Here is a 15,016-nt window from a genome sequence, read left to right on the forward strand (position 1 = left end):
TGGCATCGAGCAGAGGACCTGGGTCTCCCATGGCAACGTTCCGGACTCCTTTCTTTGGGGTGCATCGACGGCGCCCCACCGGGTCGCGGGCAACCATGTGAACAGCGACTGGTCGGCTCGGGAAGGCTAATGCCGGGCCGGCACACTTCGTCCGCACCCCCAAACCCAGCCTCGCCTGGCTCGGCGAGACGGCCCGCAATCACGGTGCCGACATTGACTTCACCCATAGGACGGGGAACCATGACTACGACGAGCTTCAATGACGGCTGGGCGTTCCGACGCGCAGACGAGACCGTGGCGGTTTACGTGCGTCTCCCGCATGACGCCATGATCCGCGAGACCCGGTCATCCGATGCGGAGACGGGCAACCACGGCGGGTACTTTCCCGGCGGCGTCTACATCTACACGAAGCGATGGATCGTGCCCGCAGACGCCGACGACCGGGACTACTCGCTGGTGTTCGAGGGTGTCTACGGCGATGCGCGCGTGCTGCTCGATGGCCGCGAGGTCGGTCGTTGCGACAGTGGCTACCGTGAGTTCGCAGTCGCACTAGAGGGCCTCCGGCCCGGGGCAACGGCGACGATCGACGTCCACGTAGACAACTCGAGAGTGCCAAACAGCCGCTGGTACACCGGTTCCGGAATCTACCGACCGGTCTGGCTCGAGTCCTCCGGGCGATTGCAGATTCCGCGAGATGGGATCATGGCCACGACTCGAAAGATTGGCGTGGAGGCCGTTGTCGATGTGGCGGTGCGCGTGGAGGGCGACGTGCCCCTCGGCGCGACCATGATCGTTGAGTTCCTAGACGGAGAAAGAGTCATCGCGCGTCGCACGACCTCGATGCGAGTCGATGGAATGATCATCCTTCCTCTGACGATCGCGAACCCACGCTTGTGGTCGGCGGAGTCGCCTCATCTGTACGACCTCCGGGTGGAGTTGGCAGTTGACGGCGAAGCCGTCGATGAGCGTCGGATCCGCACGGGCGTGCGCACGGTTAAGGTCGATTCTCGTCACGGCCTCCGCATCAACGGGACCAGCGTGCTGCTCCGCGGTGCGTGTGTACACCACGACAGCGGCATCCTCGGCGCCGCGACTTTCGCGGCATCGGAGCGTCGGCGAGCCCGGCTCCTGAAGGACGCGGGGTTCAATGCCATCCGCAGCGCGCACAACCCGCTCTCGCGCGCATTCCTCGACGCCTGTGACGAGCTCGGACTCTACGTCATGGACGAACTCACCGACGTTTGGATGAAGCACAAAACACCAAACGACGGCGCAGATCGCTTCGAGGAGATGTGGGAGGCGGACGCCGCGGCGATGATCGCGACCCATCGCAATCACCCGTCCGTGATCATGTACTCCATCGGCAACGAGATCGCCGAGACCGCCACCGTGGATGGGGTGGATGCCGCGCACCGCCTCCACGACTACTTCACAGCCAACGATCCCACCCGGCCCACCACGCTCGCCGTTAATCTCCTCCTTAACCTCATGGCAAGTCGCGGATCGTCCGCGTTCGAGCGTGAGGAGTACACGGGAGAGAAGAAGCCTTCCAAGAAGGAAGCGACGAGCACCGTCGCGAACATGGTCACCGCAAGGCTCGGCCGCATCATGAACCTCGTCTCCAGACTTCCCGCAGCCGACAAGGCGAGCCGCGACGCCTTCGCCGCGGTCGATGTCGCCGGATACAACTACGCCTATGGCCGGTACCGCGCCGACCGCAAGAAATACCCCGACCGGGTGATCGTCGGAAGCGAATCGATGCCCGGCGACCTTCCCGCGATCTGGAAGCGCGTCACAAGGATCCCGGGTGTCATTGGTGACTTCATGTGGACCGGGTGGGATTACCTTGGAGAGGCTGGCATCGGCATATGGAGCTACGGCACCCAGTCGGGCAGCATCAACAAGCCCTATCCGGCCTTGGTCGCGGGACCGGGCGCGTTCGACATCACAGGACTACCTGGAGCCCCAGCTCTTCTCGCTGCCGCCGTCTGGAATACCGCGGATGCGCCGGGCATCTCCGTTCGCCCACTCGATGTCACCGACGAACGCGCCAACAAGAGCCCTTGGCGATCCACCGACGCCATCTGCAGCTGGTCCTGGCGAGGACTCTCCGGAAAAGCCGAAGTGCAGGTGTACTCGGCCGACGAAGAGGTGGAACTGTGGCTGAACGGTCGGTGTCTGGGACGCAAGCGCGCGGGGGCGCGCGTGAACTTCGTCGCGCGATTCACTACGCAGTACGAGCCGGGCGAACTCGTGGCGATCGCGTACCAAAACGGAGTCGAGACGGGGCGCGGCACACTTCGCAGCGCCGGTCCGCTCTCGCTCCGATTGCGCGCTGAAAGCACGGAACTTGACGGACCCGACGATCTAACGTATGTGTGGGCCGAATTGGCGGACGAGTTTGGAACCGTCGACTCATACGCCGCCGATGTCATCGCTGTCGCGGTGAGCGGCGCCGGCAGCCTGGCCGGTCTGGGCAGCGCGGCACCTATGACAGAGGAGTCCTTCATCGACCACGAGCACTCTACGTACCGAGGCCGTGCACTCGCGATCATTCGGGGGTCCGAACGAAATGGGGACGTCTCAATGAACGTCACGTCGCGCCGACACGGGTCAGCCGAGATCGTCCTGCACAACCAGACCGCAAACCGAATCGTGCACGCATGACCATCACCACTATCTGTCTAGGGTGGCGGCCATCCATTGATTGGCTGGAGTGGATTGCCGGAGTGCCGTCTGAAATCCGCGTCAGGTGTGTCGGATGAGAGCGGTCCGCCTGCGCACCGAATACCTCGATACGCCTCTCGGGCTGGGTATTACTCGCCCGCGGTTCTCGTGGAACTGCGACGGGGGATTGACCCAGACCGCGTACCGGTTGATCGCGATCCGCGATGGCGACACCGTATGGGACAGTGGGAAGGTGTTGTCTTCGCGGATGACCAACTTCCAGTACGACGGCGACCAACTCATCAGCCGGGACCGCGTCGACTGGAGCGTCACCCTCTGGGACGAGAACGACACCGAAGGCGATCCGACATGGTCGTGGTTCGAACTCGGTCTGGTCGCGCCCATGGACTGGACCGCGCAGTGGATCACAGGGGACTACGCGCCACAGCGCAACGTGCGCTATCCCGTTGACTGCTTCCGCAAGGCTTTTTCGCTCCGGGGTGTCGCTACACGGGCACGGCTATACATCACAGCACTCGGGATCTATGACGCGCACCTGAACGGGCAGCGCATCGGCCACGTCGAGCTTGCGCCTGGCAGCACCGACTTCCGCACCCGCCTGCAGTACCAGACCTACGATGTCACCGGCCTGACCCGCGAGCACAACACCCTCGAGCTGCGACTCGCTGACGGCTGGTACCGGGGATCCGTCGGAGCGTACGGAACGACCAACGTCTTCGGGCGCAGGACGAAGCTCCTCGCACAACTCGAGGTCACGTACGAAGACGGGCTCGAGGAGACCTTCGCAACAGACGACAGCGTGCAATGGAGCAACGACGGTCCTCTCCGCTACGCAGACCTCCAGGACGGCGAGATCTACGACGCCAACCAGACACCTTCGTACGGGGGGCTGGCACGCCTGACCCAGCCGGGGCCCGTCCCGACGGCATCCGATAACGTCACCGCCCGCGCGCACGAGCAGCTGACCCCGACGCTGATTGCGACCCCCAGTGGCGCGCGGGTGCTCGACTTCGGCCAGAACCTCGCTGGTTTCATCGAATTCGCGGTACCCGCGCGGCAAGGTCAGACCCTCAACCTGCGACTTGGCGAGATCCTCGACGTGCACGGCGAGTTCACCCAGGAGAACTTCCAGCTCAAGAAGCCCGTCAAGGAGTTCGGCCGTGTGAGCGAATTGCTGCTTATGAGCGGGAAGGAGAACTTGCTGCGCGGCGAGCTCCGGCCCACTCCGGAACAGGCGATCACCTACACCTGCATCGACGGTGTCAACCGATACCGCACGAGCTTCGCCGTCTTCGGTTTCCGGTACGCACTCATCGAGACCGATGTTGAATTCGAACCGAGCGACTTCACCGCGATCGCCGTCTACTCCGACATGGAGCAGACCGGCAGGTTCGAATGCTCAAATCCCGACGTCAACAAGCTCCTCGAGAACACGCGCTGGAGTATGAAGGGCAACTTCCTCGACGTGCCCACCGACTGCCCGACGCGTGAGCGTCTCGGGTGGACCGGGGATGCGCAAGTGTTCTTCGACACCGCCGCTTACCTCATGGACGTCGCATCCTTCTACCGCAAGTGGCTCCGCGACCTCAGGGACGCGCAGCAGAAGTCCGGCAAGATCCCTGCCGTCGTCCCATACAACGGTGTCGCCATGATGTACGACGCTACAGGTGGGTCGGTCGGCTGGGCCGACGCCGCTGTGCTCGTGCCGTATCGCTACTGGAAGCGGTACGGCGACACCGACATCCTTCGCGAGTTCTATCCCATGATGCGCCGCTACGCCGACTACATGATGGGGCGAACAGGTCACAAGAAGCGCAAGGACGCCGCATCCAACCCGTTCAACCAGTTCGTCTACGAAAAGGGGATGCACCTCGGTGAATGGCTCGAGCCGGAGGAATTCCGCGATACCGTCGGCGGACGATCGAACCCCTCACGCGCCGAAGAGGCGACGGCGTACCTCCACTATACGATGCGTCACCTCGCCGAAATCGCCGACGCGATCGGCGAAACCGCCGACGCCGCGGTCTTCACGCGGTACGCCGACGGCGCGAAGAAGGCGTACAACTACTTGTTCGTCGTCAACGGATCGATCGACACCGACCGCCAGGCGAAACTCGTACGCCCCCTCGCCCTCGGCCTGCTCGATGGCCATGTGGCGCAGAAGGTGGGGCAGCGCCTCGTGAGTGCGGTCGAGAACAGCCACTACCGCGTCGGCACAGGATTTCTTTCCACCCCATTCCTGTTGCCGGTTCTAACCCAGATCGGCCGATCGGATGTCGCCTACCGCATGCTCGAAAACGAACATGCGCCGAGCTGGCTCGCCGAAGTCAGGGCCGGCGCCACCACCGTATGGGAGGACTGGGAAGGCAGAGAGAGCCACAACCACTACTCGCCTGGCGCGGTCAGTCAGTGGCTGTTCGACACCGTCGCCGGCATCCGGGTCGAACGCATGAACCGCTTCGTGATCTCGCCCACCCCCGGGGGATCACTAACCTACGTCAGGGCCGCCTACGACAGCATCTACGGCACAGTGACGGCATCGTGGGAGGTTCGTGACGGATCGCTCCTCGTGCGGGTCACCGTTCCTGCGAACACGACTGCCGAGCTGCGTGTACCCGGAGCGACTGTGGCCTTGATGCCTGGCACATTCGAAAACAGATTCGCTGTCTAGCCGGATCAAGAAAGGAACAGCAATGTTTGCAAAGTTCGTCGAGAAGCGCTTCCTCGGACCTGGCCGCGAGATGAAGGCATCGCAGTTCGCGCTGCTGCCGGCAGTGGAGGGCGAGACCGTCTTCCTCGGTGACAGCATCACCGCCGGGGGGCAGTGGCAGGAATGGTTCCCTGGTGTTCCGCTTCGCAATCGCGGCATCGATGGCGACAAGACCACGAATGTATTGGCAAGGCTCGATGTCGCGCTGCGCGCGGACCCAAGTCGCGTCTTCCTGCTCATCGGCACCAACGACATCAGCTTCGGTCACAAGGACGACGAAATCACCGACAACGTCCGCACCATCGTCCAGCGAACCCAGATCACAACCCCGCACACCGAGGTGTACGTCCAGAGCATCATGCCCCGACGGGCAAAGCAAGCGCCGCGGATTCGCAAGCTAAACGCGGAGTACAAGCGAATCGCCGAGGACCAGGGTGTCACCTTCATCGACTTGTGGCCCGCGCTGTCGGCAGGCGACGAACTGCGTCCGGGCTACACCCTTGACTCGCTACATCTGACCGGTGCGGGATATCGCGCGTGGGCAGAAGTGCTCGAGCCGCTGCTGTCAGTCCAACGACCGTTGAGTGATCGGGCTCTTGAAGGTGCGATCCGCGGCAGAGCAAACTTCGGCGAACGCCGCACAGATCGATCCATGAGCGGATAGCGAACTGCTGTCCTGCGAACGCTGCAGACCCGTCTGGACCGGGAGGCATTACGTCTGGGTCGGCCCGAAATCCTCGAACAGTGCGACGCGATTGTCGGCGCCGACGTCGACGCACTCTGCGCTCTAGTGAGCGACGACTTCACCCTCACGCACAGTACCGGGTACCTACAGCCCAAGGCTGAGTGGCTGGACCACATCGCCACCGGGCGGGATGCGCTACCACTCCATCCGCAACGTCGACATGATCACCCACGTCCGCGGCGACGACGTCACCCTCACCGCCCCGTCGCACACCACCGCCACGATCTGGGGAGCCACCGGAACCTGGCCGCTGCAACTGCACTCACCTTCACCCACACACCCACCGGATGGGTCTCGCCCGCGCCATCGCGACTTCGTGGTGACCTGAGCGAACTGGCACGCGGCCGTGCGGACGTAGTGTAAGGGCAGTACAAGTGGGACCCCTCAACACGCAGGCTGCGCGAGATTGGTGACCATCGTCCCGTAGAGGGCGCCTCGAGTGAACTCCTCGAGTCGGGGAACTTATATCACTCGCTGGCGGGTCCGTTGCGTACGCCGTCTCCGTTGTCTCCCGTGCAGTTGGCGAACCAGTCGTAGATCGCGGCTTCCGCTGGGTTGTCGCGTGAGAACGGAATTCTTGGGTGTCCGTTGGCGTTGTTCTTGGGGTTGGTGCGGGACGTGAACTGCTTCCACCACTCGTCCACCGCGGGCGGGGGGCCGGAGCCTCCATTGCTTCCTGCTCGGCCATATTGCTCGGTCGCGTCGGCTGTCACTTGGCAGGCCACTGTGGTCACTGCTCCATTGGCGGTGAGGGTCGCGATCTGCGCGGCGTGATAGCCCGACTCGCGGGGGTGCGCGGGGTAACCGTCTGTGGAGTCGTATCGGGCGACGGTAAGCCCTGCCGTCAGCAGAGACAAGGCGACGTCGACACCCTGCGTGGTGTCGACGTACCGCAGGATCCTGCCGTACTGGTCCGCGTCCGTCTCGCCATCAGGAAGAGTCAGAGTCGTTGGGGTCGCCGGGGCCGAGGAGGGATGAGACGAGCGCTGATGCTTTCGGCGTACCCGCACTCGCCGGTCTCTGGCGCGTCGATACCGATGATGCGTACCGTGCCGGCGCTGGTCTCGGTCGTGTCACCGTCGACCACCGACACGAACGTGACCGGCGAATCCACAGGCGGAGTCGCCGACGGTGACGCAGCTGTCATCGGGCCTGGCGCACATCCCACCAGCACACCGGCCACCGTCGATGACGCCGCCATGCCTGCCGGACAGAGCCAAATCACGACCGTCGGACAACCCGGGCAACGGACACTCACCTACCGGGTGACCACGGTGGACGGGAAAGAGACAAGCCGAGAACTGGTCACCGATGCTGTCATCATCGCACCCGTCACCGAAATCGCCAGCGTCGGAACCTACGTCGAACCCCAACACCCCAGCGGCACCACCGGGGTGCGATTCGAACTACTCCGACGCCTGTGTCCCGATCCCCAGCGACGTCGACTGCGCCAGCGGAAGCGGGAACGGACCTGCCTACTTCGACGGGATCGCACGAGTGGTGGGCAGCGACATCTACGAACTGGACCGAGACGGCGACGGATACGCCTGCGAACCCAACTAGGCGCACCCTGCCCGTTCCCCTAAGAGTTCGGCGATAGATGACTACCTCGGTGACCGAGCCGAATTGCCGTCGTGACTAACGGCAGTCTCTGATCCCGACCCTGGTCACCGAACCTCTCGACGGCACCCGCTGGTTCCTCACCAGCAACACCGACGGCTACGGATCCGGTGCCCGCGAGCGTGACGATCGCATCCTCAGCGTCCAGCTCGCAATTCAGCCCTGATCTACATCCGACGGCCGACCAGCCGGCGATCCGATTTGGCGCGATGATCAGCTCTGCACCTGATCAGGCAAACATCAAAGGGGATCAGTGACGTCCGAGCCACTCCTCTTGGGTGGCGTGCCCCGACCGGCGATGAATCGAATTGCCGCTTCACGAGTCTTGATGAACTCGTCTTGACAAGCGAAAGACCGCGGCAGTCCATTCGGATTGCCGCGGTCTCTCGCGTGCGGGGCGCAGTCGCGCTCACTCCGACGGGAAACATCACAGATGTTCGAGACCGTCTGGAGCACATCCGCCGACGTACCGGGCCGCCGGCTGGCAAAGTGCCGGCATGTCGCCCGGCGGTCGACTCAACCTGCGGAGCTCGAAAAGTCGAACTGGCGCTCACCGATCGAGGTGAACCAGTCCTTGATCTGTGTACGATCGTCGGTGAATGTCAGCGCGAGCTGGAGGAGCAGGCGCGCCTTCTGCGGGAGCAGGTCGCCCGCGCCGATCGTGTCGGCATCTGGTGTGTTGTAGGTGCCTTCGCCTGAGGTGCGGGTTGCGGACACAACCACTACATCGTCGGCGATCGCCTCGAGCGCTTCCGATTGCGCCAACGAAACGCTCCCCGGGCCGTGCCCGGCGGTCACAAGGCCGTCGGCGCCCTCCGCGGAACCGCTAATCGTGGCGCTGGATGCGTCGACGTAGCTGCCGACGATCTCCACGGATGCGAGGTCGGCTGCCGTGATGTGGGAGAGGTCGAAGGGCGTCGCCCACCTCTCGGTACCGCAGTCAATTACTCGCGCCGGGGCCCGCATCGTTCGAATGACCGATTCGTTCACGACGCCGAGCGCGCCGTAGGCACCGCCCACGAACGTGTCCATCCGGTACCCGTCGGTCTTAGTGACATCGCGGGCCGCGAAGAATTGGTCGTTGAGCAGCACAACGGTGCCATAGCAGGTGGTCTTGCCGCTAGCCGCGAGCCGGATCGAGCTGAACACGTTCGTGTAACCGTCGTACGTGAAAGTGCCATATTGATGCATTGCCCCCGTGACGACCACGGGCTTGTCGGACTGTACCGTGAGGTCGAAGAAGTAGGCGTCTTCCTCCAGCACGTTTGTGCCGCCGGTGACCACGACGCCGTCGACGTCAGGGTTGGTAAGTTGCTCGTCGATCACCCGGGAGACGGTGTATAGCGTCTCGTCGGTGACGGCGGCCGACCAGCCGAGCGACGCCGTCGGCACGACACTTACGTTCGCGATGGCCGCCAGTTCGGGGTAGAGGTCTTCGACTATCGTGAGGACTCCTCCTTCGATGTCGTCCGAGTAATGCTGGTAGCTGATCCGGTCCTCGGCGGTGGAGGTGAGCGTTCCGCCCGCATCGACCACGACGATGTTGGGCAGGCCTGCGGAGGGTGTCCCCGCGGGTGTGGGGGCGGAGGCCGTGGCTGTTGGCTCCGGCGCGCCCGCGGCGGGGGCTCCGGAGCATCCGGTGAGGGCGATCGCGCTTATGCCGGTCACGGCAATAGCGAACGCGAGAGACGGTTTGGTGAATCTAGAGTGGTGCATTCAGGAACTTCCTCTGAGGACGCGGGACCGCCCGCGGCGACGGATTTCCGCGGGCTGGGTGCCTGGGCCAGATCCACTGTCTGCCCGTCCGATTGCGGTCGTGTTACCTCAGAAGCGTTCGACATTAACTGTCCGATGCTCCTGCGACACTTGAGGTTAAGCGGAGCCTTCGCTGGTGGCCGCGTGTGCGGGTTCGATCGAGCGCGCGATTTCAATGAACGCGTCCACGGAGGGGTTCGCGACTTCCGGGCGTCGGGCGATCCATAGCTGCATCGCGGGTTGCGCAGGAGCCAATGGGCGGAAGACCGTCCCATCCTGGCGCAGTGCGGTCGCGTAGCCCGGCACCACGAGGATGCCGTATCCGGCCTGCACCCACGAGGCTCCGTGGTAGCCCTGGTGGCTGATCACGGTGTAGTCCAGGTGCACCCCGTTGACGGTGAAAGCGCTGAGCACGGTGTCGACCTCAATGCGCGCCCGCGCCCGATCAGGTACAAGCAGATGCTCGCCGGCGAGCTCCGACCACTCGACGACCTCGCGACCTGCGAGGCGATGGGCTAACGGGAGACATACGTGCAGGCGATCGGGCGGAAAAGCGAAGCACTCCAGGTCCTCCGGTGCCTCGCGGCTGCGGAACACCGCCAGATCGAGTTCTCCGGCGCGGATCATTTCGACCTGCTGCTCGTCCCACAGCTGCTCGATCACGACCGCGGTGTGCGCCTCGACGCCCCGGAACGCGGCGATCAGCTGCGGCATTACGCCGATGATGGACGAGGCGTTCGCCCCAATGCGAAGGAGCGTCGCCGTGCCCCGAGCCGCTTCATCGACGATGCCGCCGAGTCGGCGGTAGCCGTCGACTATCTCCCTGGCCTCCGGGAATAGGGCGCGCCCCGCGGCGGTGAGCATAACGCGGTGAGAGGTGCGGGCCACCAGCTGTTGCCCGAGTTCCTCTTCGAGCCGCCGGATCTGCTGGCTGAGAGCAGGGCGGCTGATGTGGAGTCGGGCCGCCGCACGGGCGAAGCTTCGCTCCTGCGCGACAGCGACGAAGTACTGCAGGCGCGAGATGCTCACGACGGCACCCGAACATAGCGGTGCGCCGACAGCGAGGGCGACAGCCATCGGGGTGAGAGCGCGAGGGCGACCACTGCGATGGCGGTGATCACCACCAGCGCAACCGGCAGCCCGCCCGACAGCCCGGCCATATGTGCCATAAGGACGACGGCGGGGATCGTGCCAGCGAACGCGGTCGACAGATTGAAGGCCAGCCCGCCGCTTGAAAGGCGGGCGGCACGCGGAAATCCTTCGCCTAGAAGAAGGTACACGGGCGTCGCGAGCAGCCCCAGCGGGACGGCGAGCACGGCACCGCCGGCGAAGGCTCCGCCGGGTCCGAGCTGTGCGGCCCACATCGCGAAGGTCAACGCGACTGGCATTAGCGCGACCGACAGGATGATCGTGCGCCGTACCCCGAGCCGAGTGCTCGTGCGGTGACAGGCCAGGATCGCCCCGACGAGCGACGCGTAGGTCGCGCTGTTGACGGCTATGGCCTCGGGCCGGCTGTACCCCGAGAGCAGCAGGTGATTGAGATATCCGCCGAGCGCGACTGCTAGCCCGCCGTTGTAAAGGAGTCCAATACTGAATACGCCGGCCAAGGCGCCACGCGATGTCCGCAGAGACGACGACAGCGTGGAGGGCGCCGTTGCGACTTCTGGCTCGGAGCTCATCGCCGCCCCACGTATGCGCAGGGCGACGTTTGCTAGAGGGAGCGAGAGCAGGAACAGCAGGCGCCATCCCCACGACGACATGGCGTCCTCGTCTAAGATAAGTGAAAGACCCGCGGCCAACACCGAGCCTACGAGCGTAGCGGTGAAGGTTCCAGCCGCGAGAATGCCAGTGCTCCGAACGAGTCGATCCCGGCTTGAGTTCTCCAGGAGAAACGACACAGCGCTGGCCATCTCGCCGCCGACGGCGAACCCCTGCAGCCCGCGCAAGGCAGTGAACGCGATAGGTGCGACGATCCCGACAGCCTCCCAGCCGGGGATGACCCCCATGGAGAACGTCGCGATGCTCATCAGCAGCACACCTGCAAACAGTGACCTCGCGCGACCGTAGGTGTCTCCGACGCGAGCGAGCAAGATGCCGCCGAGTGGCCGAACGATGAACGCCACCGCGTACGCACTCCAGGCCAGCGCGAGTCCCACGACTGGATCATCGGAGGGGAAAATGGCACGGGCTATGTATGCGGCGAGGACCCCGTAAATGCCGAACTCGAACCATTCGATGACGTGACCGGAGAGCGCCACCCGGAGAGGAGATGGGGGAGAGCGCGGTGTGGGTGGCGTTGCAATGGTTGACGTCGATGCGGCGTGGGGTGGCACGGCACCATCCTCGCAGTCGTGTGTTACAGCGGACTTTCGCCTGCGTTGCAGATTGACGACCGTCCCAACTGCCTCGGGTCTGCGATCGGATGGTCTAGTCGATGTCCGATGCTCAAGCTACGGTCGAGGCCACGACATCGTCGGCAACTGGATCTCGGCCGGGCCGACTGGCCCGACGAACTCGAGGTCGAGCCGCTCAGCCCAAATTGGCCACCGGTCAGGCTCAACCTCGACGTTCAACTCGCTCAGGAGCGGCTCATTGCTCGTCCAGTGAAAGTTCGATCACTTCGTTCCAGAGTTCGTCGGGGATGGCGAGCTGCTGGTTGCTGATGAGGGCTGCTACGCGCGACGGCGAAGAGGCGCCGACGACGGTGGATGCGATTCGCGGGTCTCGGGTTGAGAACTGCAGCGCCAGTGCGGCCAGCGGCACACCATGGTTTCGGGCCGCGTCCTCGAGGTGGGCGACTGCGCGTGTGACGGCAGCACCGGCCGGTCGGTAGCGGTATCGAGCTTGGGTTGCGGCGCCTTTTGCGAGGATGCCGCTGGCGTAGGGTGCGGCGTTGATGAATGGAATCCCGGCCGCGACGGCATGGTCGATGAGGCTGCTCGCTGTCCGGTCGATCAGGTTGAACTGGCTGTGGTTGAGCAGGACGTCCAGTTTGCCGGTGTCGATATAGCGGCGCATCTGATCGATGTCGCCCCCGGCTACACCAATCATGCCGACGTGCCCTGATTCCCGTAACGCGATCGCAGCGTCCAACGCGCCGCCTGGCGCTGTGACGCTTTCGAACGCGAATCTTTCCGGGTCGTGCAGGTAGAACACGTCGATGTAGTTGACGCCTAGTCGGGCGGTGCTTTCTTTGAAGGACGTCCGGATGCGCTCGGCGGAGAAGTCCCGGCTGCCCGGCGCGGGGTCTGCCTTGGTGGCGATGACAAGATCGTCGCGTGGAGTGATTGCTTCTCGCAGCGCAACGCCGATCCGTCGTTCGCTTTCCCCGGCTCCGTAGTCGTTTGAGGTGTCGATGAAATTGAGGCTGGATTCCAGAAACGCTGTGACTGTGTCGATCGCGGTTGTCTCGTCGACGTCGTACCCATAGATGTGCGGCATGCCTCCGAGCGGGCTGGTTCCCAGCGCGACCGGGGTGACGGCGGGACCATGCGGACCGAGGGTTCGGTGGCGGAGGCGATCTTCGGTGCTCATCAGTTTCCTTCGCTTGCACCCAGGATGAAGGTGTTGAGGGACTGGGGGCTGAGGGTGGGGCTGATCATCGTGTCACCCATGCTGATGTGGACGGGCAGGACTTCGGTGGTGTCGTTTTCGATGACGATGATGCTGCTGCCGTCAGGGTTGAGGAAGACGAGTTGGTTGTCGTAGCCGGCGAGGCTCCAGGTGTGGATGACTCGTGCACCGGGTTGGACGAACGCGCTGACGTGTTTGAGGGCGTAGTAGTCGGGCGTGAACCGGTATGCGGCGTTGTCGGCGTCGACGGTTACGAGCGAGTTCTGTGTCCATCCCCACCGGCTCAGGCCTCCCTCCAGCAGGGAGATGTTCCAGTACATGTACGCGTTGGCGCCGTTGTCGAAGAAGTGTTTCATCAGTGACCAGGCGTGGCGGGCTTGCCGCGAGTCGTTGGCGCCGTCGCCGCATTCTTGCTCGGTTTGGTAAATCCGTAGCGCCGGGTAGAGGGCGTGTAGGGCGGCGGCGGCGCGTTTGCCTTCCCATTGCACGCCGAGCCCGGTGACGGCGGCAGCCGCGGCGGGGTCGTTGAGGACGTCGCGGACGAGGTGGTCGTCGCCGCGTTCCAGGGTTCCGAGGAAGATGTCGACGCCTCGGTTTTGCATGACCGGTGCCAGGTGGTGCAGGAACTGTGCGAGACCGCCGGGTGTCCAGGTGCAGCTGGGGAACACTTGCGGGGAGTTGAACTCGTTCTGCGGCATCACCATGGAGATGGGGATGTTCTGTTGCCGGTAGGCGTCGATGAACCGGCCGAAGTAGTCCGCGTAGACGCGCAGGTAGGGCTCTTCGACCCGGAACATGTCGGTTCCTTCGTGGCCGATCTGGTCCTCGCGCAGCCCGTTCGTGGCGGCGCTCATGAACGGGTGGGGTTGGGCGCCGGCATAATGCTGGTTGGTTTTCATCCAGGTGGGCGGGCTCCACGGTGATGCCCACACCTGCAGGTCAGGTTGGTGCTTCTGCGCGGCGTGGATGAACGGGACGAGGGTGTCCAGGTCGTTGCTGATGTCGAAGTGCTCGAGCGAGAAGTCATCGGCGGTCTCGTCGTAGGAGTACCAGTCGCGGGAGAAGTCGTTGGCACCGATCGGCATGCGGCACAGGTTGAGCGCGGCGCCCACCCCGGGCGCGAACACTTCGCGGAAGATCTCGTCTCGCTGCGCATCGGTGAGGATGCTGAGGGATGTCCATCCGAGTTCATTGAAGCTGGCCCCGAATCCTTCGACGGTCTGTTTCGGGTCATCGATCTTGCCGATCACATCGGGCATCGCCACCGTTCCGGTGACAGCGATGCGTTCCTGCTCCTGCCAGGGGGCGTCCGGGGTGGTGGCGATCCATCGCGCGCTGGCGCTCGTGTCGGGCTGGGTGTCGGGCAGGTCTGATCGATTGTCCGAGGCGGGTAAGGGTGCCATGAGGGTCCTTGCGTGGGTGCGGTGCTGTCGGCGGAGATGTTTCAGGTCAGATTTGATGAGTTTGCGCAGTCGTTTGGGGCGGGCTGTGTCGTAGCCCACGTCCGGTTCAACGACCTGCCCGGCCAGTTTGCGGGTGAGCTCGTGCCGGAGTTCGTCGGCGGCGTGCTGTTGTGCGCTGGCGACCAGGTCAGCGACTTTCGCATCGTCTGTCGCGTACTGCTGGAGTTCGTGGGCGAGGCGGCGGTGCACGTCGGGTGCTCGTTGCAGCGCGGCGTAGTGCATTCGCTGCGCTTCGCTGTGCTTCGTTGACTCGGCTGGGGGACGGTCCACGGCGGCCAGCCGATCTGCACTGGCCAGGTTCTCGTCGGCGAGGTGGCGCAGTTCTGTCCGTGTGAACGCGGACAGGCTGGCCTGGTTGTAGTCGAGGTGGTCGCGCAGCGCTGACCGGAGGAGGAAGTTCTTCGTGGCCATGCGCACGGCGGATTCTGCGATCAGCACGCCGTCGGCAACCACCCCGTCGAT

At 64.2% G+C, this 15,016-nt stretch carries 11 protein-coding genes; 5 read left to right on the forward strand and 6 right to left on the reverse strand.

Annotated features, from left to right (window positions below; all coding sequences use genetic code 11):
* The first annotated feature begins 129 nt into the window (after nt 1-129).
* From BM349_RS16920 to BM349_RS19115, 4 genes are all read left to right on the forward strand, one after another.
* Nucleotides 130-2,667 carry a glycoside hydrolase family 2 TIM barrel-domain containing protein gene (locus BM349_RS16920; RefSeq protein WP_091708593.1) on the forward strand — a complete coding sequence of 846 codons (2,538 nt, stop codon included), beginning with the start codon at nt 130-132 and terminating at the stop codon, nt 2,665-2,667.
* Nucleotides 2,668-2,935: 268 nt separating this feature from the next.
* Nucleotides 2,936-5,359: a family 78 glycoside hydrolase catalytic domain gene (locus BM349_RS16925; protein ID WP_217645688.1), complete on the forward strand. Its 2,424-nt coding sequence runs from the start codon at nt 2,936-2,938 to the stop codon at nt 5,357-5,359.
* A gap of 22 nt (nt 5,360-5,381) precedes the next feature.
* Nucleotides 5,382-6,062, forward strand: a complete 681-nt coding sequence (locus tag BM349_RS16930) for a GDSL-type esterase/lipase family protein (protein WP_091708598.1) — start codon at nt 5,382-5,384, stop codon at nt 6,060-6,062.
* A 90-nt stretch (nt 6,063-6,152) separates the two neighbouring features.
* Complete coding sequence (locus tag BM349_RS19115; RefSeq protein WP_368086690.1) at nt 6,153-6,506, forward strand: nuclear transport factor 2 family protein; 354 nt, start codon at nt 6,153-6,155, stop codon at nt 6,504-6,506.
* 104 nt (nt 6,507-6,610) lie between these two features.
* On the opposite strand, the gene BM349_RS18610 is transcribed toward BM349_RS19115, so the two are convergent.
* Entirely contained in the window at nt 6,611-7,000 is a 390-nt protein-coding gene (locus tag BM349_RS18610; protein ID WP_139230959.1) for a hypothetical protein, read from the reverse strand.
* 342 nt (nt 7,001-7,342) lie between these two features.
* On the opposite strand from BM349_RS18610, the gene BM349_RS16940 reads away from it, so the two are divergent.
* Nucleotides 7,343-7,729: a G5 domain-containing protein gene (locus tag BM349_RS16940; protein ID WP_254774014.1), complete on the forward strand. Its 387-nt coding sequence runs from the start codon at nt 7,343-7,345 to the stop codon at nt 7,727-7,729.
* 550 nt (nt 7,730-8,279) lie between these two features.
* On the opposite strand, the gene BM349_RS16945 is transcribed toward BM349_RS16940, so the two are convergent.
* The 5 genes from BM349_RS16945 to BM349_RS16965 form a co-directional block, all read right to left on the reverse strand.
* Nucleotides 8,280-9,299, reverse strand: coding sequence for an asparaginase (locus BM349_RS16945; RefSeq protein ID WP_175525344.1), 1,020 nt, complete (start codon nt 9,297-9,299; stop codon nt 8,280-8,282).
* Nucleotides 9,300-9,635: 336 nt separating this feature from the next.
* Nucleotides 9,636-10,547, reverse strand: a complete 912-nt coding sequence (locus BM349_RS18820) for a LysR family transcriptional regulator (protein WP_175525345.1) — start codon at nt 10,545-10,547, stop codon at nt 9,636-9,638.
* Nucleotides 10,544-11,776 carry an MFS transporter gene (locus BM349_RS16955; RefSeq protein ID WP_175525346.1) on the reverse strand — a complete coding sequence of 411 codons (1,233 nt, stop codon included), beginning with the start codon at nt 11,774-11,776 and terminating at the stop codon, nt 10,544-10,546. The genes BM349_RS18820 and BM349_RS16955 overlap by 4 nt, the downstream gene beginning before the upstream one ends.
* Before the next feature lie 331 nt (nt 11,777-12,107).
* Nucleotides 12,108-13,052: an aldo/keto reductase gene (locus tag BM349_RS16960; protein WP_091708608.1), complete on the reverse strand. Its 945-nt coding sequence runs from the start codon at nt 13,050-13,052 to the stop codon at nt 12,108-12,110.
* Nucleotides 13,052-15,007, reverse strand: a complete 1,956-nt coding sequence (locus BM349_RS16965; RefSeq protein ID WP_254773969.1) for a glycoside hydrolase family 30 protein — start codon at nt 15,005-15,007, stop codon at nt 13,052-13,054. The genes BM349_RS16960 and BM349_RS16965 overlap by 1 nt, the downstream gene beginning before the upstream one ends.
* Nucleotides 15,008-15,016 lie beyond the last annotated feature (9 nt).

It is taken from the genome of Microbacterium sp. cf046, from assembly GCF_900114345.1.
Classification (GTDB): domain Bacteria; phylum Actinomycetota; class Actinomycetes; order Actinomycetales; family Microbacteriaceae; genus Microbacterium.